Raw genomic sequence first — 22658 nt, forward strand, 5'->3', positions numbered from 1 at the left:
TGGCATTTGGGGATTTCCCCAAGCACCGGCGCGTGCATGACGCGGCATGCAGCGCGCGCATTGCCCTCTGCGTGCCTGATCCGGCACAGTTTCGCGTGCCGCCTTCAGGCATCCTTCAGGGATAATGCCTAGTATTAATACGACGGATTATTGCTATGCTGACCGTCGGCAATGACACAAGAACGCAAAGACAGGAGACAGCAGACATGCAGGACACCGAAGAACGCCCCGCCGCCGCACTCGCCACCGGCACGGGCTGCGAAGCCGTCGCGGACGGCATCTGGCTGCTGCACGGCCAGGGCCAGTCCTTCGTGGCGGATATCGGCGGCGCGCTGCTGCTGGTGGATGCCGGACCCGGCGGCAAGGTCACGCGCGCCATGATCGCGGCGCTGCGCGAGCAGACCGGCCTGCCGCTGGCCGCCATCTGCTTCAGCCACGGCCACCTCGGCTACAACGCCGGGCTGTCCGAATGGCTGGCCCACGCGGCCGCGCGCGGCGACGCGCCGCCGCGCGTGATCGCGCATGCCAACGTGCTCGCGCGCCAGGCCCGCTACCGCGAGACCATGGGCCTGCAGGAGCGCATGGCGGAGATCCAGTTCCGCCATCCGGCCGGCGCGCTCAGCGGCCGGCTCCTCTTCCCGGCGCCGGCGGAGACTTTCACCGGCACGCTGGCGCTGGGCAGCGGCGAGCGGCGCGCGGAAATCCTGTGGGCCCCGTCGGAGACCGACGACGCCGTGGCCGTGTGGCTGCCCGGCCCGCGGCTGCTGTACGGCGGCCCGGCGGTGATCGACTCCATCCCCAATATCGGCACGCCGTTCCGCACGCTGCGCGACACCGTGCGCTGGGCCGACACGCTGGAGCGGCTTGCCGCGCTGGCGCCGCGCACGGTGATCCGCGAGTTCGGCAGCGCGCTCCGGGGCGAGCAGGAGTGCCGCCACGTGCTGGCGCAGACGGCGCGCGCGCTGCGCTGGCTGCGCGCGGAAGTGGTGCGCCTGATGAATGCCGGCTACGGCGAACGCGAGATGCTGGCCCGGCTGGAACTGCCGCCCGAACTGTTCGACCAGCCGTGGATGCGCCCCGCCTACGGCGACCCGAGCTATATCGCGCGCGACATCTACCGCTCGGAGAACGGCTGGTGGGACCGCAACCCCACCTCGCTGCACCCGGCCGCGCCCGAGCGCGCCGCCGAGGAAATCGCCGCCGCCGTGGCCGACCACGACGCGCTGATCCGCCACGCCGAGGCGCTCGCCGCGCGCGGCGAGACCCAGCTGGCGCTGCACGTGATCGACGTGCTCGCCACCGCGCGCGGCGACACGCCGGCGCTGAACCGCGCCCGCGCGCTCAAGGCCCGCCTGCTGCGCGAGCGCGCCGCGCAGGTGCGCAGCTATGTCTCGCGCAGCCTCTATGCGGCGGCCGCGGACACCATCGAGCAAGGCGGCGCCAACGCCCTGGGGATCCGCTGATGGCCGCCCCGACGAACCCGCCCCGCCTCGGCCGCCGCCGCGCGGCGCGCCTGCTCGCGGCGGCACTGGCCGCCGGCGCCCTGGCCCCGTTCCACGCCGCGCGCGCCGAGGCGCCCTGGCCCGCGCGCCCGATCCGGCTGGTGGTGTCCTCCGCCGCCGGCAGCGGCACCGACCTGTTCGCCCGCCTGCTGGCCGAGCGCCTGGGCAAGTCGCTCGGCCAGACCATCGTGGTGGACAACCGCACCGGCGCCACCGGCATGATCGGCAACGACATGGTGGCCAAGGCCAAACCTGACGGCTACACGCTGCTGTTCACCTACGCGGCCTCGGTGGTCATCAACCAGACCTTGCAGCCCAAGGTGCCGTACGACGCGCTGCGCGACCTGGTGCCGGTGGCCCAGGTGGGCGCCGGCGGCAACCTGCTGGTGGTGTCGCCGGACTTTCCCGCGCGCGACCTGAAGAGCTTCGTCGCCTACATGAAGGGGCACCCGGACAGCTACGACTACGCCTCCTGGGGCATCGGCTCGGGCGGCCACCTGACCATGGAATCGCTCAAGATGCAGACCGGCATCAAGCTGCGCCACGTGCCCTACAAGACCGTGCCGCAGATCCTCAACGACCTGCAGGGCGGCATCATCAAGGTGGCTTTCGTCGATGCGTCCTCGCCGCTGCAGCTGATCCGCGCCGGCAAGATCCGCCCGCTCGCGCTGAGCGGCTCGCATCGCGGGCCGGCCCTGCCCGAACTGGCCACCATGACCGAACAGGGCGTGCGCTTCGACACCGACAGCTGGTACGGCATGTTCGCTCCGGCCGGCACGCCCGCGCCGATCGTGCAGCGGCTCAACGCGGAAGTAAACCGCGTGCTGGCCGACCCGGCCATGCGCGAGCGCTTCGACCAGCTCAACATGGCGCAGATGCCGGCCAAGACCAGCGAGCAGTTCGCGCAGACGGTGCGCGCCGACATCCAGGCGTGGGGCGAAGTGATCCGCGTCAACCGCATCAGCGCCGACTGACCCCGCCGGCGCGCACGGCCGCCCGGGCCGTGCGCGCCAGCCCCTTTCCCGCTCCAAGGACCACCCGATGACCATCGACACCGCCCTGGACCAGCGCATCGCCGCCGCCTTCACCTACGCCTTCGCGCTGCACGACCTCGCGCGCACGCGCTGGCTGTTCACGCAGGGCCCGGGCGAGCGCGCCGCGCCACCCAACCGGCTGCACCACAACCGGCGCCTGCTGAACCACCGCGCGCGCCAGGTCACCATGCCCAACAACGACACGCTCTATTCGTCGGCGTGGCTGGACCTGGCCGGCGGCCCCGTCACGCTCGCGCTGCCGGACATGGGCGCGCGCTACTACAGCGTGGCGCTGCTGGACTGCTTCACCAACAACTTCGCCTGCCTGGGGCCGCGCACCTGCGCGCCGGGCGTGCGCACCTTCATCATCGCCGGCCCGGGCCACGCCGGCCAGGTGCCGGCGGCGCTGCCGGCCGACACCATGCTGGTGCGCGCGCCGTGCAACGACGTGTGGCTGCTGGCGCGCCTGCTGATCGACGGCGAACCCGACCTGCCCGCCGTGCACGCGCTGCAGGACGCCATGACGCTGGCGCCCGCCAGCGCGTCGCCCAATCCGCTGGCCACCACGCCGGACGAGACCGACCCGGCCGCGTACCTGGCGCTGGTCAACGAGGCGCTTGGCCGCAACGGCGTGCCGGCGGCGGAGCGGGAGATGGTGGCGGGCATGGCCGACCTGGGCATCCGCGCGGGCGAGCGCGACGCGTGGCGGCAGATGGCCGAGCCGGTGCGGCAGGCCTGGACGCGGCTCTATCCGGCGCTGCGCCGCCAGCTCGAGCAGCCGCCCCGGTCGCAGGCGCAGCATGGCGGGCCGCGCGTCAGCTGGCAAAGCGGGCCCGACCACATCGGCAATTTCGGCAGCGACTACGCCTACCGCGCCTATATCGCGCTGGTGGGGCTGGGCGCGCTGGAGCGCGCCGAGGCGATCTACTCGACCGCGCTGGTCGACGCCGACGGCAACCTTTTCGACGGCGCGCGCCGCTACCGCCTGCACGTACCGGCCGACGTGCCGGTCAACGCGTTCTGGTCGCTGACCATGTATGAGTTCGAGCCGGACGGGCGCCGCTTCTTCACGGCCAACCCGCTGGACCGCTTCGCCATCGGCGACCGCACCCCGGGCCTGCGGCGCAACGCGGACGGCTCGCTCGACATCGCCATCCAGCATGCCGGGCCGGCCGAGGGCAGCGCCAACTGGCTGCCGGCGCCGGCGGGCAGGTTCTCGCTGGCGCTGCGCTACTACCATCCGCGCGCGGCGCTGCTCGGGCATGCATTCCGCATGCCCGACGCGCAGGCGCTGGACTGAGCCGCGCTATACGCGGAAGTCCGCCGCCATGTCGGCATCGGTGCGCGCTTCCAGGCGGCCCGAGCGGCAGGCGGCGACGAAGACCTCGTAGTCGCGCTCGACCTGGTCGGCGCAGGCGTTCGAGTACGCGACCAGCGCTTCGGCCATGGCGTCGCCGCTGCCGAGGTAGCCGCTGATCTCCAGCGCCATGCCGCTGGCCTTGGCATGGGCGCGCGCCAGCACCCAGCCGCACAGCGCCGCGTAGCCGCCCAGCATGTCCGCGTCCATCAGCTCGACCTCGGGCGAGAGCTTCATGTCGCGCAGCTGGCGCAGGTAGAAGTGGCGGCCGAAGGGCCCGTCGTTCCAGCCCAGGAAAGCGTCGCTGGCGGCCTGCATGAGCCGCTGCCCCTCCACCACGCGCCGGCCCTCGTGCTCGACCGGCGGCGAGCCGAAGAAGCGCGCCACCACCGACTGCGTGGCCTGCTTGCTCTGCAGGAACAGCGGCTTGCCGTGGTTGTCGATCATCAGCACGATCAGGCAGCGCGTGCCCACGCTGCCCACGCCGACCACCTTGAACGCCACGTCGTGCCGCGTGAAATGGCTCAGCAGCAGGCGCCGGTCCGGCGACAGCGTGGACGTATACATCTCGAACGCCTCGTTCAGCGCCTTGCCGGTGTCGGCCACCTTCATCCAGTTGTCCTCGGGCGAGAACAGCGTGTTCTCGCCGCGCACGTGGAACACCGCCGGCGGCGCGTCGCGGATGACCCAGCGCTCGCCGTCGTGCTCGGACAGCTTGGGCAGCAGCGCGTCGCTGGTGCGCGCCGCGGCGCGCTCCATGCCGCGCTCCAGGCGCTTGCGCACCTGCGGCTCCTGGGTCTGCGCCATCAGCCGCTCGAAGGTGATGGCGTCGTACCAGGTGTCGAGGATGCTCATGCCCGCATAGGCGGCCATGCGCTCCTGGTAGCTGCGCACCGCGCGGTAGACCAGTTCCTCGGCCACGCCGCGCTTGTGCCGCAGGTGCCTGGCCGCCACCACGAAGCTGCCGGTGAGCCGCTTCAGGTCCCATTCCCACGGCCCCGGGCTGGTTTCGTCGAAATCGTTGAGGTCGAACATCAGGGTCCGCTCCGGGCTGGCGAAGCCGCCGAAGTTGGCCAGGTGGCAGTCGCCGCAGATCTGGATCGTCATGCCCGAGTTCGGCGTGCCGGCGAGATCGTGGGCCTGCAGGATGGCGCTGCCGCGGTAGAACGCGAACGGCGACTCGATCATGCGCCCGTAGCGCAGCGGCACCAGCCGCTCGACGCGGCCGGCGCTGCTGAGCTCCAGCAACGCCACCGGATCGCGGTCCACGTTGCCGAGCGCGGCATGGGAGCGCCGCGGCACGTGCTTGCGCGTGTCCTTGCCGCTGGCGCGGCGGGCATGCGTCTCGGCAGGCGTCGCCACGGCGGCCTGCGCGCCCTCCCCGGCTGGCATGCCGGCCTCAGGACTTGGGCGAACTGACCGAGATCGAGACGATCTGCCGGTAGACGATCTTGGCCAGCCGGCCCGGCTTGAGCTTGCTCAGGTCGATGTTGGGATCGCGCACGGCCACCGTGCGCAGCGTTTCCTGCGGGCCGCGGAAGGTCACCGTGCGGTTCTTGGCATCCACCTTGGTGACCTGCGCCGTGACCGTGGTGGTGATCTCGCGCGCAAACCCCGGCTTGTCGCCCTCGCCGGCGCGCGCGGTGCGCTCCACGGTCTCGGTCATCGGCGTGTCCTTGGTGTCGACCGGGTCCAGGCTGGTCACCAGCACCGCCTGCCGCGCCAGCGTGACGATGTCGCCCTTGCGGATCTGCTTGAAGTTCCTGGCCTCGTCGCCGCCGATCAGCTCGACCACGTTGCCGCGCGGACCCTGCACCAGCACCGCCTTGGTATCGGGGTCGATGGCGACGATGCGCCCCGACACCACGGCCTCCTCGGCCACGCCCACGCCCTGGGGCGGCGCGGCATGGACGGCGGGCGCGAGCAATACGGCCGCGCCGAGGCTGAGCGCGGACAGGGAATGGGTAATCAGGCGGCGTGTTTGCATGGAGATCCTGGCCTTCTTGTCGGAGTCTGGTGAAAGAGGAAATGCAACGCCGGCATCACCCGCTCACGGCCGGGGCCTCGGGGTTGGGGCGCGCATCAGATACAACATAGCCCGCAATGCGCAGCCGCGGCGTGGCGCTTGAAAGATTTCATATCGGAGACCGGGAAAGTGAAGCTCGCTGCGCAGCCCCCCCGCTTGCCGTGCGGAGGCTGCCTCGGCCCATCGGGCAGGCTTTCCGCGATCCCTTCTGCGATCCCCTCCTGCGATCTCTCCTGCGATCCGCATCGCCGCGGGTCGAAGGGCGGCTGGCGGACGTGGCCGGCGACTGCCGCGGAGGCACGAAGCCACTAAACACGGCCGACCAGAATAGTAACTACGCTTTGTACCTGCCGTTTGCTTTAATCGATCAAAATCAAAGATGCGGGCAACGGTCCGTGCTCCGCTCCAGATAGCCAGGCCATCGATTAACCGACAGGGATGATCGACATGCTGCTGAAACCGTTGCATGGAAGCATTGCCGTACTGTGCATCGCAATGCTGCTGGGCCTCCCGGCGCCGGCTGCGGAGCCGGCGGATAAGGACCGCTCCCCGGACCGCCCCCCGCCGGCCGGCGCGCATGCTGCCAGCCAGTGCACGGAAGCCTCCCGGTGCCCGCTGTTCGACGAGGTCTACGCGGCCACGCCGGCGTTTCGCCACGCGCTGTCGCTCAGCCTGCGCCACGGCGATCAGGTCGTTCCCGAATGGGTCAAGGCCAAGCTCCCGGACAGGCGGCAACGCGGCGACACGCCACCGCCGACGACAGCCTCGGCAATGCTGCCGCTGCGCATAGATGACCGTCCCTACGTGCTTGGACGCATGACGGATCCGGAGAACCCCGCGCACCTGATCGTCGCGCTGTACGACACGCAACGCGGCTTCGCCACCGTCCACTACGTCGACAAGGACGGGAAAGCCGCGCTTCTCGGCGACACCACCGAGATCCTGCGCAAGGTGATGCTCGACTATGTCAACGCGGAATCGGCGTTTGCCCGGTCGCTGGCGCGCCCGGATGTCGCCCTGCCCGTTCCCGTGACGAGCCACTGACCTATGTCCACTTCTGCCTCCCCATACCCCTGCGCCCGCCCCTGCCGGCCGGCAACGCCGGCAAATCCGGCAAATCCGGCTCCCACGCCGCGTTGCCGCGGCCAGCTGGCGGCACGCCGCCTGGTCGTGCTCGCGCTGGCGGCGCTGGGTGCGGAGACCTCGTCGGGACAGACCGTCGGGCCCGGCACGATCACGGTGCCGGTACTCAATAACGGCGCGACCGGCGACCGCACCATCGTCGGCAACACGACCGTCGCCATCCCCGCGGCAGGCTCGGCCACCAGCGTGACGGCCGGGACACTGACCTTGGACCCGAATGCCCCGGGTTTTCCCGCCGGGCCGATCACGATTCAGTCGACAAGCGGGCATGGCTTGTTCGCCAACTCGGCCACCACGCCGGCCGCGATCGTGGCGCTGCCGGGAGTGACCGTTTCCACCTCGACTTTCGGCACGGCCGTCGTGGCCTTCGGAAGCGCGGCAAGCGTGACGGCAAGCGGGCTCACCATCAGCAATACCGCCACGGGAAGCGGCGCGGGCTACGGCGCCATTGCGCAGAACGGCGGCACGATTTCCCTGGCCGATACCTCGGTCACGGTATCGCGCAGCGGCGCCATCGCGCTCGGCGCATCCGGTGCCGGCAGCAGCCTCGCCATGCAGGGCAACAACGCCATCACGAGCAACGGCGCGCAGGGCGTGGGCCTCTACGCGCAAAACGGCGGAACGGTCTCGCTGCCCGCCGGCACCGTGCTGAACCTCAACGGGCAGGGAAATGCCGGCGTGGTGCTCGATGCGGCGCCGCAGGCCGCCACGGCCATCGGCGACGGATTGACGATCCACCTCACCGGGACCGGCCAGTCCTATGTCAACGGCAGCGTCGGCGTGGCCGCCCTTGCCGGGTCGACGGCCACGCTCAACGGCCTGGTCGTGGATGGCGCGGACGCCGGCACGGGCGTCGTCGCATACGCCGGCGATCCCCGTTCTACCGGGGCCGGCAATGCCGGCGCCAGCTCGCGCGTGGATCTTGCGGGTGCGACCATCACCATCGGCCGGGCCGGCACTTCCACGTTCTCGATGGCATCTTCGTCGGGCACGCAACTCGTGACTCTCGCGGGCAACACCACGCCTGCCCTGACCTCGCAGAACATCTCCACCCCCGCCGGCCTGCGCGCGGCGCCCGGCTCGCAGGCATCCCAGGCCGCCACCAGCACGATCAACGCGACCGACACCACCATCAACATGAATGCCGCGAACGGCTTCGGCGTCTATGCCGGCGCCCGCGCGGTCTCCGGCCTCAACACGGTCAATCTCGCCAACAGCACCGTGAACGGTACCGGCGCGGCCAGCTACGGGCTGGGGGCCGACCAGAACGGCGCGGTGAACGCGACCGGGTCCACCGTCAACGTATCGGGCGGCGGCGGCGGGCTCTACCTGATCACCGGCACCGACGTGGCCGGCGGGGTCGGCCCCGCCATCGCGCTGAACAGCAGCAACGTGACGACCAGCGGCAGCGCCACCTACGGCATCGTGTCGCAGAATTTCTCGAACACGCTGACCAACCGCGTCCAGTTGACCGGCTCCAGCGTGAACGCCCCGGAAGCGGTTGGCATCTACGTATCCGGCGGCCCCACCAGCGTCGTCGCGGACAACGCCACCATCAACGGCGGCACCCGCCTGCTGACGGCGATCGGCAGTGCCGGCGCGCCGCAGGCAACCGTGGCCGACGTGCTTGCCCGCAACAGCAGCGTGCTGACCGGCGATGCCTCCGCCAATGCCACGGCCACGGCGAACATCACGCTGCAGACCGCTTCGCGCTGGACTGGCGCCGCGCTGAACGTGACCAACGTGAGCACCGATCCGACCGGCACGTGGCTCGTGACGGGCAACTCGACCGTGAGCCAGCAGGTCTCCAACGCCGGCACGGTGGCCTTCACGGCGCCGGCGGGCGGCGCCTTCAAGACGCTGACCACGCAGAACTACGCCGGCAACGGCGGCGTGCTGGCCGTCAACACGGTCCTGGGCGCCGACGGCTCGCCGTCGGACAAGCTGGTCATCAACGGCGGCACGGCCTCCGGCACGTCGGGGATCCGCGTCGCCAATGCCGGCGGCGCCGGCGCGCTGACCACCAGCAACGGGATTCTGGTGGTGGACGTCGCCAACGGCGGCACCACGGGGCCGACGTCGTTTTCCCAGAGCGGACGCGCGGTCGCGGGCGTCTACGAGTACCGGCTGTTCCGCGGCGGCGTCGATGGCGCCAGCCCGCAAGCCTGGTACCTGCGCAGCGAACTCCCGCCCGAGCCGCCCGCTCCGCCGGTGCCCCCGCCGCCGAACCCCGAGGTCATCGTCCCGCTGTTGCGCCCGGAGGTCGGCGCCTACCTCGCCAACCAGCGCATCGCCACCGGCTTCCTCATCCATAGCCTGCACGACCGGCTGGGCGAGCCGCAGTGGACCGAGCAGCAGACCTTCGAGAACGACGACGCCAAGCGCGGATCCGGCTGGGTGCGGCTGGTCGGCAAGGACATCGGCTCGCGCACCCGCAACGGCACCTTCGACGTCCAGAGCACAGCATGGATGCTCCAGCTCGGCGGCGACGTCGCGCAGTGGTCGGTGTTCCGTGGCGACGACCGCCTGCACCTGGGCGGCATGGCCGGCTACAACTGGGGATCGAGCACCGGCCGCGCCGCCGGCAACCCGTTCACCGCCGACAGCGACGTGCAAGGCGTCAACGTGGGCGTCTACGGCACCTGGTTCCAGAACGACAAGTCGCGGCTCGGCTGGTACACCGACCTGTGGGCGCAGTTCGGCTGGTTCAGCAACCACGTCGACGGCCAGTTGCTGCCCTCCGTCAGCTACCACTCCAAGGTGCTGGCCCTGTCGGCCGAGGCCGGCTACGCGTGGCTGCCCGCGTTTACGCGCGACTGGGCGGTCGAGCCGCAGGCGCAGGTCATCTACGTGCACGGCTATCAGGGCACGTTCTCCGAGCCCAACGGCACCCAGGTGGGCGGCGCCGACTCCGGCGGCGTGATCACCCGGCTCGGCGTGCGCATGCACCGCACCTGGATCGACGGCAAGGGCCAGCGCTACCAGCCCTACCTGACGCTGAACTGGTGGCACGATTCCGTGGACAACAACATCGCGCTGAACGGCATCGCCATGAGCGACCTCTACCCGCGCAACCGGTACGAGGTAAAGCTGGGCCTGGACGTCCAGGGCCGCAAGGGCTGGACCGGCTGGAGCAACGTCGGCTGGCAATGGGGCACGCAGGCCTATCACGCCTTCATCGGGCGAGTGGGCGTCAAGTACACCTGGTGAGTTCCCGCGCCGAGAAGCGCCCCGCCGGGAAAAGTCCGCACGATCGGTCCGCACGATCGGGGCGTGGCCGGCGAGGCCAGTGAGCCGCGCGTGATCTTATTGAATCCGCTCCAGATCGGGCAAGACCCAGGTCTTTTCGAATATCGGCCGGTCGGGCCCGTAAAAACGAAAGACCGTCTCGAAGCGCTCTCCGGCGCGGGTGGGGACCCAGTTCGACTGCTTGCCGGCAGGTGCCCTGGGACCGAAAAAGAGATCCGTCGAGCCGTCCGAATTGGTCTGAAGTCCCGGCGTCAGCGATGAGCGGCTGCCCCAGGGTACATTTCGGATCAGTCCATGCGTGCTGAAGTCGTAGGCCGTCGCGGACCAATATTGATGCACCGGCACCTTGGGCGGCACTCTCAGCCGATAGGTCCTGCCCCCATCCAGAGGCCTGCCTTTGCTGTCTCGCATTCCGAATTGGTAGAACTGCCCGGTACCGAGATGCTTGACGGTACTGAAGGCTGCCGAAAAGATGGCGGCACGCGAATCGATGGGATACACGCTCGGATCGGTGTAGCCGCTTTCGACCGACTTCACCAGATCCGGGGCGGCGGGAAGAACCCATCGTTTGCCGGGGAAATACGCCGGGAAGGATTCGTAGGCTCTGGTCATCTCCGCCCGCGCCTGCGCGAGCCCCGATTTCATCGCTGCCGCACGCCTGGCGTCGGGCGCGAACGGCTTGCCTTTTTCGATGCCAATGGACTTCAGCATGTTGATCATGACGCGGTCTCGCTCGAGCCCCGGCTCGGCCTGGACCATGCGGTCCAGCGACGCGAAGAAGCGCATGTCGTAGGGGATCGTCGCATCGAAGACGACATCGGTGACGTCCACGAACCGCCCTTCCGGCGGATTCGCGGCGGCCGACAACGGATAGAACCTGATTCGCTTGAGGTACGTCACCGCGCGTGCGATTCCCGCTTCGTCGCCGCTCCGCGGAATCGATCGCAGGAGTGCATACCCTTGATAGGTTTGCGACCGCAGGGCGATGTAGCCTTGCGGCACGTCGTCCTTGTACCCGGGCGGCAGTATCAGGTACTTGCCCCCTTGTCCTTTGTCGGCACCGGCAGGGCCGACATCGTCCAGAGCGACCTGCCAACTGTCCATGACGCTGCCGACGATCGCGCCGTCGTCTGCCGGTGGGAGATCGAGCACCATCGGTCCGGTATCCCTTGTATTCCAGAAGGGCAGTATGTAAAGGGCATCCGTGTTGGGGGTGAGCGTCTGATTCTTCCAGTCCGACGGACGCGACCAGTAGGCGAGCTGCCCGTAGTCACCGCCCGCCCTCTTCATGGCTTGAAACATCATGTCGAAATTGACCCATGGAATGCCCCAGATCGCGGATTCCACTGCCCGGCGCTGGACCACTGCCTGGGCCGGATCGGCGCGGCCGGGCGGCTCCGCAAGGCTTGGCGCAGCGAAGACAGCGGCCAGGACAGAGGCGCAGAGCGTAAGCCGCGCGGGCAGTGGATCGAGCATCATCTTTGCGTCCGAAAGAAAAGAGGTGAAACCCTGCTTCCGCCCCTTTGCGGCATTGACCATGCCACTCAGCGGACCCGCTTCACAGCGGGAAGCCGGTACGACCCGTCCAGGACAGACGCATCGGGCCCGTAGAGCCGCAATGTGAGGTTGAACGGTCCTTCAGGTGCCGGTAGCCAATTCGACGTCTCCGCCGGCCTGTCGCGCTGGATCAGGATCGTCAGCGAGCCATCGGCGTTCTTCTTCAGTCCATCCGTGGTGCTGCCTATGCTGTAGCGGCCGAAGTCGTTCTCGACGAACAGCATGTCCGCCCCGTACATGGCCATGTTCCAGAACACGGACACGGGTGGCAGCTTGCCGGCATCGAAGTGCAACACGTAGGATCTGGCTCCCGTCAACGCCTCGCCCGCTGCGTCCACTTTGGTGTTGGGATAGAGCACCTGATCGGAAAGCTGCGCGCCTATTTCGTACTTCGCCAGCGCGCCGCGGAGGGCAAAGTCGTGCCCTGCCCGTCCGCCGGCGAAGGTGTATTTCCAACCGTCGACAATCTGGCCCGCCTCCGCCCACCGGCTATCGACGATCTGGCCGCCGGCCGCGATCGCCCGCGCGAGGCCCCGCCTGGTGGCCTCGTCAAGGCTTTGCCACTGAAAACCGCCGCCCACACTCAAACCGATCTGATGAAACGACGCGACCAGCTCGTTGGAGGCGTCGCTGGAAACTGCCAGGAATCTGGTCATCCAGTGGCCAAGCTCATCGAAGTAGCGTATCTCGGCAGGCGCCTTGCCTGCGTATGCCTCCAGCGTGGGCCTGGGCTCCGGCTCCCTGTGGGCCAGCCCTTCCTTCAGATAGGCGGAAAGCGGCATCAGTGCGAAGCCTTTTTGCGCCTCCACCGCCTTCGAAAGATCCGCCGAGCCGTTGGCAAGGATGCGCACCGCGACGGCCCCCATTTTTGTTCGGCTGCGGATTTCCACCATGTCCCCTGGCACGCTGCCAGCGTAATCGGGGCCGGTGATGATATACGCCCCTGGTTGTTGTCCCTTCGTGCCGCCGATGTTGTGGATGACTTCGTCAAAATGGTCGCCGACCTGGACGATGTACCAGCGCGGCTCATTTAGTCGGGGGACGAAGACCACCGCCGGTTCGCGGCTGACGTCGAAGGCGCCGTATGCATCGATCGTGACGTTGTTAGGCGTGACGATCGTGCGATCCTTCGCACTTTTCAGTTGCGCAAATTTACGCAGGCTGTTCACGTATGAGCCACCGGCCTTCACGGTGGCCGGGACGACGACCCCGTACTCACGGAGCGGATATCCCCACAAATATGCTTGCAGCCCGATCGCGTACGCATTCTCCTCGCGCACCTTGTCTGCCGGCATGACGGAACGCGTCGGCTGAGAATAAGCGGGAAGCATCGCCGCGCCGCACGCGACGCATGCGAGCAGGGCAAGAAATAGCATGCGGACCCGAACCTTCATTGTGCCGATTCTCCGCCGTGATGGACGTCAACCTGCAGTCCGCGCGCGTCGTCTGCTACCGCACGTGGGCGCATCGGTTACAACATAGCCTGCCATGGGCCGCCGCGGCGTGGCGCCTGAAAGATTTCATATCGGAAATCAGGAAAGTAAAACTCATTGGGCAGGCCCCGGCCTTCCCCCGGCAAACCAGTTGTAGTACGGATTGCCGGGATCGGCGCGCATGACTTCGCTGATATCCCGCGACCATTGCTCGCGGTCGCCGCGGTAGGCATCCAGGCCGGCGCCGTAGAAAGTCAGCAGGTTCTGCCGCTCGGCCGCGATGGCGCGGCGCAGCCCATCGTCCGCGCCGCTCAGCGGCGCTTCCGTGCGCAACGCCAGCAGGTGTTCCAGCACCAGCGGAAAATCCGCGCGCCGCACCCACTGCGCGTATTCGATGCGCGGGCGGTCGTCGGTCACCGCGCGGGCGTCGCCGGCGTACCGCTCCAGCCCTTCGCGGCCGGTCACCCAGGTGGCCATCAGCGCCGCCGGCGAGGCGATGCCCACCGCGCGCAGCGCGGCGCCGACCTCGGGCTGCGCGAAGCGCTGCGCGATGCGCGCCGCGTCCAGCTCGATGGGCGCGGCCGAGCCCACCAGCATCATCTCGTGCAGTTCGGTGGTCCACAGCGTGGCGTAGGGAAAGGCGTCGAGGAAGCTGCGCACCAGCGCGCGCGTGTCTTCGTCGTTCTGCGTGGGCAGCGGCAGCCATTGCGCGACCAGGCCGGACGGCTGCAGCCGCGCGGCGGCGAGGCGGTAGAAATCGGTCGAATAGAGATTGACCACGCCCGCGGCCGAGGGCGGCGGCGGCTCCAGCGTGATCAGGTCGTAGCGCTGCGGGCTCTGCAGCAGTTCGCGCCGGCCGTCGCGCAGGCGGACCTGCACGCGCGCGTCGGCGCCCACGCCGTAGTTGCCGGCGAACTGCGGCACCGCGCGCGCCACCGCCGGCAGCAGCTCGGCCACCACGCGCCGCTCCAGCCCGGGATAGGCCAGCATGGCGCCGGCCGTGATGCCGGTGCCGAGGCCGATCACCAGCGCCGAGCGCGGCGTGCCGCGGTGGATGATGAGCGGCAGCAGCGTCTGCAGGCGCATGTAGCGCAGCGAGGCCATGGCGTCGCCGGAGTTGGACACGCCCTGGATGTAGAGCCGCCGGAAGCGGTTCTGCCCGGCCCCTTGCTCCACCACCGCCACCGTGGCGCCGCGGCTTTCCTCGTAGAACACCAGCTCGCCGCCGCGCGCGCGCGCCAGCAGCACGGCCAGCCGGTCGGGCGGCGCCAGCAGCGCCGCGGCGAGTGCCGCCACGGCCAGCAGCGCGGCGCCCGCGCGCGCAGGATGGCCGGTGCCGCGGCCCGCCCAGGCCGCCGCCAATGCCACCGCGCACGCCGCCAGCGCCAGCGCGGCCAGCGCGTGCACCAGCCCCAGCAGCGGCACCAGCCCGAAGCCGGCGATGGCGCTGCCGGCGATGCCGCCCACGGTGTTGAGCGCCACCACCGCGCCCACGTCGCGGCCCACGCGGCGGCGGTCCACGGCGATGCGCAGCATCAGCGGGAACGCGGCGCCGAGCAGCAGCGTCGGCACGAACACCACCCACAGCGCGGCCACCGCGAAGCGGGCGCACATGGCGGCAAGCTGGCTGGCGCCGGCCGCCAGCAGCCACGCCGCCGCCTGCGCCTGCCAGCGCGGCAGCCACGCGCCGAGCCACACGATCTCCAGCAGCGCCACCAGCCCGGCGCCGGCGATCAGCGCCGCGAACACGCCCCACGGGTCGCGCACGCGGTCGGCGCGCCGCGCCATCAGCGCGCTGCCCGCCGCCAGCCCGCACAGGTAGGTGGCCAGCACCACGCTGAAGGCAAAGCTGCGGGTGCTGATGAACTGGACGATGGCCTGCGACCACACCACTTCGTAGCCGAGCGCGATGCCGCCGGCGATGGCGTACAAGGCCAGCGCCAGGCGCCGCCCGGGCAACGGCAACGCGGCTTGCGGCGCGGCCGGGCCGGGCGCGGCGCCGGCGCCGCGCGCCAGCACCAGCGCCGCGCCGCCGGCCGCGCCGTTGAGCGCCGCCGCCGCGCAGGCGCTGCCCAGCACGCCGAGCCACGGCACCAGCGCGAAGCCGGCCAGCAAGGTGCCGGCAATGGCGCCGGCGGTGTTCGCCGCGTACAGGCGCCCGCCGTGGGCGCCCATGCCGTGCGCCGGCGCCAGCGCGCGCATCAGTACCGGCAGCGTGCCGCCCATCGCCACCGCCGGCGTGCCAGCCAGCAGCACGGGCAAGGCCCACGCCAGCAGGCCAGCGCGGTCCTCCAGCCAGGCGAACGGCGCCGCCGCCGCCGACAGCCCCGCGGTGCTCGCCAGCGCCAGCACCATCACCGCCAGTTCCAGCCACGCATACAGGCGCAGCGGGCAGGCGCTGCGGTCCGCCGCGCGCCCGAACAGCCAGCCGCCCAGCGCCAGCCCGCCGAAGAACGCGCTGACCGCGACCGTGACCGCGTGCACCTCCACCCCCTCCACCAGCGTGAGCTGCTTGATCCACAGCACCTGGAATACCAGCCCGGCCGCGCCGGAGGCCAGCAGCAGCAGCGCCGGCCAAGCCTGCGCTGTTGCTGCCGGTGCCTGCGCGCGCGGCAAGCCGTGGCCGGCGATGCCACCGCGTGCCGGCTCGCCGCGCTTGCCGTGTTTCCTGCCGCCCCGAGCCACATGGGAATTCAACATCGCTTGCCACCCTGGAAACGCAAACAGGCGGACCGCAATGGCTGCGGCCCGCCGGCTGCGGTTGAGGCCATGCCAACGGCAAGCCACGTCGAGCTACGGCGGGATTACTGTGGCCCGCGCTTCTTCAGGGCCTCTTCGACCTTGCGATCCACGTCCTTGCGCACCTGGTCGATGCTGAAGCTCGCCGGCCTCTGGCTGGGCGGATAGTCGACGAAGGTCTGCAAGAAAGCGCTGGCCTTCATGGCGGCTATCCCGGCCAGATAAGCGTTCCGGACCATCCAGTCGTAGTACTGGTCGGAGACGATGTCCGCTCGCTCGTAAGGGTCCATGCGCAGGTTGAATATCTTCGGCGCGCGCAGGCATCTGAACGGATTCGCCCATACCTGGAAGCCGCCGGGCGTGGTCTGCTCGCAGAACACCGCCTTCCAGTTGCCGAAGCGCATCGCCACCAGGTCGCCGTCGTCGTTGAAGTAGTAGAACTCCTCGCGCGCGCTCTTGGCACTCTGGCCGGTCAACAGGGGCAACTGGTTATAGCCATCCAGGTGGACCTTGAAGTTCTTTCCACCGAAGGCACCACCCTTGAGCAGCCGGTCCTTCACGCCCGTGTCGCCGGCTGCCGCCAGCAGCGTGGGGAACCAGTCCAGCCCCGAGAACATTTCGTTGTTCACCGCGCCGGGCTTGATCTTGCCCGGCCAGCGAATCAGGGCCGGCACCCGGAACGCGCCTTCCCAGTTGGTGTCCTTCTCGCTGCGGAACGGCGTGGTGGCGGCGTCCGGCCACGAGAACTGGTTGGGACCGTTGTCGGTGGTGTAGACCACGATGGTGTTGTCGGCGATCTTGAGGTCGTCGAGCGTCTTGAGCAGCTTGCCCACGTCGCCGTCGTGCTCGACCATGCCGTCGGCGTACTCGTTGCCCGGCATGCCGCTCTGCCCGCGCATCGACGGCCTTACGTGCGTGTAGACGTGCATGCGCGTAGTGTTCATCCAAACGAAGAACGGCTTGTTGGCCTGGGCCTGCTTGGTGATGAAGTTCTGCGCGGCGGCCGTGGTCTCGTCGTCGACGGTTTCCATGCGCTTGGTGGTCAGCGGGCCGGTGTCTTCCACCTTGCCGTCGGCCGTGCTGCGGATCACGCCGCGCGGCGAAAAGTTCTTCACGTAGGGATCGTTCTTGTCCTTGGGCCAGTAGTCGCGCTGCGGCTCTTCCTCGGCATTGAGGTGGTACAGGTTGCCGAAGAACTCGTCGAAGCCGTGCCGGGTGGGCAGGTACTCGTCCTTGTCGCCGAGGTGGTTCTTGCCGAACTGGCCGGTGGCGTAGCCGAGCGGCTTGAGCGCCTCGGCGATGGTAATGTCCCGCTTCTGCAGGCCCACGGGCACGCCCGGCAATCCCACCTTGGACAGCCCGGTGCGCAGCGGCGTCTGCCCGGTGATGAACGACGAGCGGCCCGCGGTGCAGCTGTTCTCCGCGTAGTAGTCGGTAAACAGCATGCCCTCGCGGGCGATGCGGTCGATATTGGGCGTCTTGTAGCCCATCACGCCCATGCTGTAGGCGCTGATGTTGGTCTGCCCGATATCGTCGCCGAAGATCACCAGGATATTGGGCTTCTTGCCGGCGCCCTGGGCCTGCGCCGCGGGCGGCGCCGCCAGGCAGAGCATGGCCGTGGCCGCCGCGGCCAGCGCCAGCGCGGCGCGCCGGCATCGATGCAGTTTCCCGAACGAGAAATTCATGGCCAGTCTCCCTGTAGATTCAAGGCGAATGCATCCGCGTCCGGCATGAACGGACGTTTGCAAGGGTATGACGAAGGAATTGCCGTGTACGACGGCGCTACCTGGGCGGCGGATAGATCTGCTGCCAGTCCTGCTTCATGCTGATCACGGTCCAGCCGCGCGCGGCGGCCGCGTCCCAGGCCTTGTCGAGCTTGCCGACCGCGGACTTGCGGTCGTAGGCGAACTCGCGCTCGGCATCGTCGTGGTGGACCAGCAGCGCCAGGCGCCGGCCGCTGCCGCCGGTGGTGTACTCCAGCATCTGCAGGTCGCCGTCGGAATTGCCCACCGCCAGGATCGGGCGGCGGCCGATATGCAGGTAGATCCCCACCGGCTTGCCGGGGCCGTCGTCGACGAAGGCCACCCTGGGCTCGCGCACCAGCGCCGGCTTGCCGTTGCGCGGCTCGTACTTGATCCCGGCGGTGGAGCCGATCACCTGCTCGGGCGGGATGCCGTAGACCCGCTCCGTCCACGGCCGCATGAATTCGACCGTGCCGCCGGACACGATGTAGGTCTTGAAGCCGTTGGCGCGCAGGTAGGCCAGCAGTTCGAGCTGCGGCTGGTACACCAGTTCGGTGTACGGGCGGTCGAGCCTGGGATGGCGCGAGCGGTCCAGCCAGGCGCGGATCGCCGCGTCGTAGTCGTCCACCGTCATGCCGCTGTTGGCCGCCATGATGAGCGGCAGCAACTGCTTTTCCTGCGCGTGCAGCGCGGCCATGTCGTTGGCCATCAGGGCCTTGAAGGCCGGGTTGCCCTTCCACTCCGGATGGCCCGGCGCGGCCGCCCTGACCTGGTCGAGCAGGAACAGGAACTGGAAGTACAGCGGCTGTTCGCTCCACAGCGTGCCGTCGTTGTCGAACACGGCGACGCGCTCGGCCGGCGGCACGAAGGTGGGCGCGCCGGCGCGCGTCACGTCGGCCACGAAGGACAGGATCGCCTGCCGCGCCGCGCCGTCGCGCCAGGACGGCAATACGCTGGCGGCGCTGGTGGTGCCGGCCTGCGACGGCGCCGCGGTGGCGCCGCCGTCGGCGGGCGGCGCCGCGCAGCCTGCCATGACAGCGGCAGCCAGCGCGGCGCCGGCAAGACCGGCGGCACGGCGCCAGCGCGTGCCTGCGGGCAATGGCGTGAATAGCGGCATGGCTTGTCTTCCCTCAGTTCCCGCCGGCGGCCTGGTCCGTGCCGGCCCGCGCCAGCGCGGGCTGGCGCTGCCTGCGCAGCGTCTCCCATTGCGCGTCGTCCATCATCAGGCGAAAGCCCAGGTGCGACATGCTGTTGTACGGATCGGTGCCGCGCCGCGCGCTGGGCCGGTAGCTCAGGCAATAGTCCTCGTTGCAGAGAAAGGAGCCGCCGCGCGTGACGCGCTTGGGCGCGGACACCGGCACGCCGGGGTCGCCGGGGTCCCACGACTGCGCGGGCCCGGCCGGGGAGTCGATGGTGCGCCCGGCCACGGCTTCGCGCCGGAACTGGTCGGCGCGGTACCAGTCGGCCACCCATTGCCAGGCGTTGCCGGTCATGTCGGACAAGCCGTAGCCGTTGGGCGGGAAGGTGCCCACCGCGCTGGTGCCGAGCGCGCCGCCGGCCTTGGCGCTGACCACCGGGAACGGCTGGGCCTGCTGGCCCTGCCAGACGTTGGCCATCTGCTTGCCGCCCGGCGCGAACTGGTCGCCCCAGCCATAGGTGGCCTGCTCCAGGCCGCCGCGCGCGGCGAACTCCCACTCGGCCTCGGTGGGCAGGCGCTTGCCCGCCCATTTCGCGTAGGCCTGCGCGTCCTCGTAGGAAACCTGCACCACGGGGTGGTCGTCCTTGCCGGCGATGGAGCTGCCGGGGCCGCCGGGATGGCGCCAGTCGGCGCCGGGCACGTAGCGCCACCAGCGCGAGTAATCCTGCAGCGGCACCGGCCCGGCCGTGCCGGCGAACACCATGCCGCCGGCCACCATCGCGCTGTCGGGCGGACGCGGCGTGCCCGGCGGGAGCTGCACGCGCAGCGTTTCCCATTCGGGCTTCCGCTCGGCCGTGGTGACGTAGCCGGTGGCCTGCACGAACCTGCGGAACTCGGCGTTGGTGACGTGATGCTGGTCCATCCAGAAGCCGCGCACGCGCACCTTGTGGGCGGGGCGTTCGTTGGGCTGCGCCAGCTTGTGGTCGCTGCCCATCAGGAACTCGCCGCCGGGCACGTGGACCATGCCGGCCGGCCCGCGCACGCCGTCGCCGACCTGCGCGGGCGTTGCCCCGGCCGTGCCGCCCTGCCAGTAGGAAAACGCGCCGCCCGCGGCCACCGCGGCGCACAGCAGCGCGCCGCCGAACACGATGCGGCGGCGCTGCGGGGCCCGGCCGGCCGGCATCGCCACGGCTGGCACCACGGCCGCGCCGGCCACGGCGAAGCGCCGCTTGCTATTCCTGCTTCGTCCCATTCCGCCTCCTGCAACAGGCCCATCGCCACCATCGCCAACTCATGCTCGCAAATCGCGCGGCAAAACGGAAATCAATTCTTTGCGCGCTCGATCTGCACGATTTCATCGTCAGGCCGGCACACGCGAGCCGTTCTCATCGCGCCCGTCGATTCATCGCGCGCATCGGGCGGCCGCGCCGCCAGGCCGCGGTGCAACTGCCTGCGCACCGTCTGCGCCAAGCGGCGCAGGGCGGGATCGTGCGCGATAGCGGCAATGCCCAGCTCCAGCGGCGGCGGCTGTCCGAACAGCCCGGCCACGCCGAGCACGGCGAAATCGCGCCGCTGCAATGCGCTCTCCAGTCCCGGCGCCGGCAGCAGGACGACCGCCGGCCTGGCCTGGGCCAGTTCGACCAACGCCTCCATCGGCAGCGACGACAGCCGCGCCACTCCCAGCGCGCCGACGGTGCGGATCCAGTGGTCGAGCTGGCCCGACAGCCCCAGCAGCGCCTCCGGAATCAGCCACGGCGCCGCCGCGACGTCGAAGCCGGCATGCGCGCGGCAGAACACCGGGACCAGCAAGCCCGGCATCCTCGTCGTCGCCCCCGCCCTGCCGTCCGTGCGCGCCTCGCCCAGCGATACCACGACCTCGAGGTCGCCGCCGTCCTGCGGCAACTCCGGCCCGGCATGCGACAGGCTGAGCCGGCTGACCGGCACGGCGCCGCGCACCACCTCGACCACCAGTCCGGCCGCCAGGCCGAGCGGCCCCGCCAGGCGCACGCGCACCAGCCCCATGACGCGGGCAAGCGGCAGTGCCTGCCCGGCGCAGGTTTCGTCGAGAATGCACAACATGCGCCGGACCCTGGGAAGGATCTCCAGCGCCCTGGCGGTCGGCACCAGCGCGCCCTTTTCCGCGCCGGGCACGAACAGCGCGCCAAGGCAGTCTTCCAGCGCGCGCAGGTGATACAGCACCGAAGAGGGCTGGATGCCGTGGGCCTGCGCCACCGCGTGCACGCTGCCGCGCTCGGCGAGATCGACGAAGGTGCGCAGGTAGCGCGTGTGGCCGCGCGCAGGCGGCGAGGCCCCGCTGCCCGGCATGGGCAGTGTCCTTGCCGTATTCCGCATTCCGATCATCTCCGCCGCTCCTTGCCTGGTGAGCCAGGACTTGTCTTGGCCGCCGTTGCCAGAACGGACGACGGTCCAATTTGCGACTTAGCGAAGCAAGATTTGCTTCCTGATTTGTAGGTGGCGGATGGCGCAACCCGTAGTGAAAGTTTTCATCGGCGGCCATGGCGCGGCGCGTGTGGTGGCGCAGCAATCCGGCACGAAAAGCGGCGCCGGGTCGATAAAGCGCGGCGCATGGCGCGGGGCCCGCGCGCGCGCGGGTGGCGCGATGATCGAATCCGTTTAACTCAGGGCCGGGGACAAGCAGGGACGAATGCCGAAAGGCGTGTCAAAACACCACGGTGGCCGTGCCCATGAAGGTGCTGGTACTGCTCAGCCGGTTCTGGCTGGACACGGTGGGCACCCAGCGCAGCCCGAGCGAGAGCGTGCTTTTGGCGCCGATCCTGGTGTCGTAGGTGACGATCGGGCCGATGGCCCAGTCGTGCCCGCGAAAGCCGTTGAGCCGGTCGGCGGTCGGGCCGCTGTCGTTGCCGAGCTGCTGGGTGGTGCCGACGATCACGCCCGCGCCGAAGCCATGCCCGAACTGTCTGGTCAGCATGGTGTCGAGCGTGAACAGCGGCGCGTTCTGGTAGTCGGTGGCGCTGTTGCGCGTATAGAACTGCACGCCGGCCACCACGTTGATCTGCATGTCGTACTGCGGCAGGATCTTCGTGTACGCCACTTGCGGGATGAAAGTCCAGTTGTTCAGGCTCGGATTGGCCAGCGCATTGGGGTCGTACTTGCCGGTGGGCGCCCAGATGTTGAGGCTGAACGCAATGTGCTCGGTCTTGGAGAAGTGGTAGCCGGCGATGACGGGCGCGAAGTAGATGTCGAACAGGTTGGACGCCGTGTCCTGCCGGCTGCCTTGCAGGCGTCCCACCGCCACGGTGGCGTTCACCTGGGTCCAGACGTAGGGCAGCGTGAAGCTGGAAGCGAAGTTCCAGGCGCCGGTCTTGGTGTCCCAGACCTTCATGATGGTGGCCAGCGTGAACGCCACCTTGCCATCCACGCCGAGCGTGGTCTGGCCGCCGACCGGCACTTCGCGGCTGCCGCCGATGGAGCCGTTGAGGTAGATCTCGCCGATATTGACGGCGAGGATGGGCTCCGGCGCCACGATGCCGGCGTTGGGCGCGACGCTGGTGCCGCTGACCGGCCGCCCCAGCGCGCCTTCGGTGGCATGCGCGTGGGCCGCGCCGAGCAGCAGCGGGAGGGTCATGGCGAGTTGCCTGGTCAGTGTGGGGCGCATGGTTGTTTCACCTCGGACCGTGGGCTGGGAGAGCCGTGGCGCCGCGCCGGCGATGCACCGGCGGCGCGGCGGCGGCGGCCTGCAGGGCATTCTGCGCGGAA

Annotated in this window: 16 protein-coding genes; 6 read left to right on the top strand and 10 right to left on the bottom strand. The window is 69.7% G+C overall.

The genetic code is table 11. From position 1 onward, the window contains the following. Positions 1–206: 206 nt before the first annotated feature. From ACKI2N_RS28480 to ACKI2N_RS28490, 3 genes are all read left to right on the top strand, one after another. A complete protein-coding gene (locus tag ACKI2N_RS28480; RefSeq protein WP_420995276.1) occupies positions 207–1463 on the top strand; it encodes an alkyl sulfatase dimerization domain-containing protein in 1257 nt (418 codons plus the stop codon). After that, on the top strand, positions 1463–2476 hold the full coding sequence (locus ACKI2N_RS28485) for a Bug family tripartite tricarboxylate transporter substrate binding protein (protein WP_420995275.1): 1014 nt from the start codon (positions 1463–1465) through the stop codon (positions 2474–2476). The genes ACKI2N_RS28480 and ACKI2N_RS28485 overlap by 1 nt, the downstream gene beginning before the upstream one ends. A 67-nt stretch (positions 2477–2543) precedes the next feature. After that, on the top strand, positions 2544–3836 hold the full coding sequence (locus tag ACKI2N_RS28490; RefSeq protein WP_420995274.1) for a DUF1254 domain-containing protein: 1293 nt from the start codon (positions 2544–2546) through the stop codon (positions 3834–3836). Positions 3837–3842: 6 nt separating this feature from the next. Here ACKI2N_RS28490 and ACKI2N_RS28495 read toward each other — a convergent pair whose 3' ends face one another. Both ACKI2N_RS28495 and ACKI2N_RS28500 read right to left on the bottom strand, forming a co-directional pair. Next, positions 3843–5285 carry a DUF2252 domain-containing protein gene (locus ACKI2N_RS28495; RefSeq protein WP_420995273.1) on the bottom strand — a complete coding sequence of 481 codons (1443 nt, stop codon included), beginning with the start codon at positions 5283–5285 and terminating at the stop codon, positions 3843–3845. A 7-nt stretch (positions 5286–5292) separates the two neighbouring features. Then, positions 5293–5880: a hypothetical protein gene (locus ACKI2N_RS28500; RefSeq protein ID WP_420995272.1), complete on the bottom strand. Its 588-nt coding sequence runs from the start codon at positions 5878–5880 to the stop codon at positions 5293–5295. A 477-nt stretch (positions 5881–6357) separates the two neighbouring features. Between ACKI2N_RS28500 and ACKI2N_RS28505 the strand changes: the two genes are divergently transcribed. Continuing rightward, complete coding sequence (locus tag ACKI2N_RS28505; protein WP_420995271.1) at positions 6358–6963, top strand: hypothetical protein; 606 nt, start codon at positions 6358–6360, stop codon at positions 6961–6963. A gap of 126 nt (positions 6964–7089) precedes the next feature. Next, positions 7090–10272, top strand: a complete 3183-nt coding sequence (locus tag ACKI2N_RS28510; RefSeq protein WP_420995270.1) for an autotransporter outer membrane beta-barrel domain-containing protein — start codon at positions 7090–7092, stop codon at positions 10270–10272. 96 nt (positions 10273–10368) lie between these two features. On the opposite strand, the gene ACKI2N_RS28515 is transcribed toward ACKI2N_RS28510, so the two are convergent. The 7 genes from ACKI2N_RS28515 to ACKI2N_RS28545 all read right to left on the bottom strand — a co-directional run bounded on the left by ACKI2N_RS28515 (position 10369) and on the right by ACKI2N_RS28545 (position 21245). Next, entirely contained in the window at positions 10369–11850 is a 1482-nt protein-coding gene (locus ACKI2N_RS28515) for a DUF1254 domain-containing protein (RefSeq protein WP_420995269.1), read from the bottom strand. 5 nt (positions 11851–11855) lie between these two features. Then, positions 11856–13262 carry a DUF1254 domain-containing protein gene (locus tag ACKI2N_RS28520; RefSeq protein ID WP_420995268.1) on the bottom strand — a complete coding sequence of 469 codons (1407 nt, stop codon included), beginning with the start codon at positions 13260–13262 and terminating at the stop codon, positions 11856–11858. 153 nt (positions 13263–13415) lie between these two features. After that, a complete protein-coding gene (locus tag ACKI2N_RS28525; protein ID WP_420995267.1) occupies positions 13416–16001 on the bottom strand; it encodes a fused MFS/spermidine synthase in 2586 nt (861 codons plus the stop codon). 104 nt (positions 16002–16105) lie between these two features. Further along, positions 16106–17725, bottom strand: coding sequence for an arylsulfatase (locus tag ACKI2N_RS28530; protein ID WP_420995266.1), 1620 nt, complete (start codon positions 17723–17725; stop codon positions 16106–16108). A 97-nt stretch (positions 17726–17822) separates the two neighbouring features. Next, on the bottom strand, positions 17823–18899 hold the full coding sequence (locus ACKI2N_RS28535; protein ID WP_420995265.1) for an HAD family hydrolase: 1077 nt from the start codon (positions 18897–18899) through the stop codon (positions 17823–17825). Between the two features lie 13 nt (positions 18900–18912). Next, the gene (locus tag ACKI2N_RS28540) at positions 18913–20103 is read right to left on the bottom strand and encodes a formylglycine-generating enzyme family protein (protein ID WP_420995405.1); all 1191 of its coding nucleotides are present in this window, start codon (positions 20101–20103) and stop codon (positions 18913–18915) included. Between the two features lie 140 nt (positions 20104–20243). Further along, positions 20244–21245 carry a LysR family transcriptional regulator gene (locus ACKI2N_RS28545; protein ID WP_420995264.1) on the bottom strand — a complete coding sequence of 334 codons (1002 nt, stop codon included), beginning with the start codon at positions 21243–21245 and terminating at the stop codon, positions 20244–20246. Between the two features lie 169 nt (positions 21246–21414). On the opposite strand from ACKI2N_RS28545, the gene ACKI2N_RS28550 reads away from it, so the two are divergent. Then, complete coding sequence (locus ACKI2N_RS28550; protein WP_420995263.1) at positions 21415–21558, top strand: hypothetical protein; 144 nt, start codon at positions 21415–21417, stop codon at positions 21556–21558. Positions 21559–21600: 42 nt separating this feature from the next. On the opposite strand, the gene ACKI2N_RS28555 is transcribed toward ACKI2N_RS28550, so the two are convergent. Continuing rightward, the gene (locus tag ACKI2N_RS28555; protein WP_426990859.1) at positions 21601–22527 is read right to left on the bottom strand and encodes a SphA family protein; all 927 of its coding nucleotides are present in this window, start codon (positions 22525–22527) and stop codon (positions 21601–21603) included. Positions 22528–22658: the final 131 nt, after the last annotated feature.

Origin of the sequence: Cupriavidus sp. 30B13 (assembly GCF_049059565.2) — a bacterium.
Taxonomy (GTDB): domain Bacteria; phylum Pseudomonadota; class Gammaproteobacteria; order Burkholderiales; family Burkholderiaceae; genus Cupriavidus.

Coding starts and splice junctions, on each gene's coding strand:
- ACKI2N_RS28535 (WP_420995265.1), bottom strand. CDS start 18,899: ATGCCGCTATTCACGCCATTGCCCGCAGGCACGCGCTGGCGCCGTGCC.
- ACKI2N_RS28485 (WP_420995275.1), top strand. CDS start 1,463: ATGGCCGCCCCGACGAACCCGCCCCGCCTCGGCCGCCGCCGCGCGGCG.
- ACKI2N_RS28490 (WP_420995274.1), top strand. CDS start 2,544: ATGACCATCGACACCGCCCTGGACCAGCGCATCGCCGCCGCCTTCACC.
- ACKI2N_RS28500 (WP_420995272.1), bottom strand. CDS start 5,880: ATGCAAACACGCCGCCTGATTACCCATTCCCTGTCCGCGCTCAGCCTC.
- ACKI2N_RS28495 (WP_420995273.1), bottom strand. CDS start 5,285: ATGCCAGCCGGGGAGGGCGCGCAGGCCGCCGTGGCGACGCCTGCCGAG.
- ACKI2N_RS28515 (WP_420995269.1), bottom strand. CDS start 11,850: ATGGTCAATGCCGCAAAGGGGCGGAAGCAGGGTTTCACCTCTTTTCTT.
- ACKI2N_RS28520 (WP_420995268.1), bottom strand. CDS start 13,262: ATGAAGGTTCGGGTCCGCATGCTATTTCTTGCCCTGCTCGCATGCGTC.
- ACKI2N_RS28530 (WP_420995266.1), bottom strand. CDS start 17,725: ATGAATTTCTCGTTCGGGAAACTGCATCGATGCCGGCGCGCCGCGCTG.
- ACKI2N_RS28505 (WP_420995271.1), top strand. CDS start 6,358: ATGATCGACATGCTGCTGAAACCGTTGCATGGAAGCATTGCCGTACTG.
- ACKI2N_RS28545 (WP_420995264.1), bottom strand. CDS start 21,245: ATGCCGGGCAGCGGGGCCTCGCCGCCTGCGCGCGGCCACACGCGCTAC.
- ACKI2N_RS28480 (WP_420995276.1), top strand. CDS start 207: ATGCAGGACACCGAAGAACGCCCCGCCGCCGCACTCGCCACCGGCACG.
- ACKI2N_RS28555 (WP_426990859.1), bottom strand. CDS start 22,527: ATGACCCTCCCGCTGCTGCTCGGCGCGGCCCACGCGCATGCCACCGAA.
- ACKI2N_RS28540 (WP_420995405.1), bottom strand. CDS start 20,103: ATGCCGGCCGGCCGGGCCCCGCAGCGCCGCCGCATCGTGTTCGGCGGC.
- ACKI2N_RS28525 (WP_420995267.1), bottom strand. CDS start 16,001: ATGTTGAATTCCCATGTGGCTCGGGGCGGCAGGAAACACGGCAAGCGC.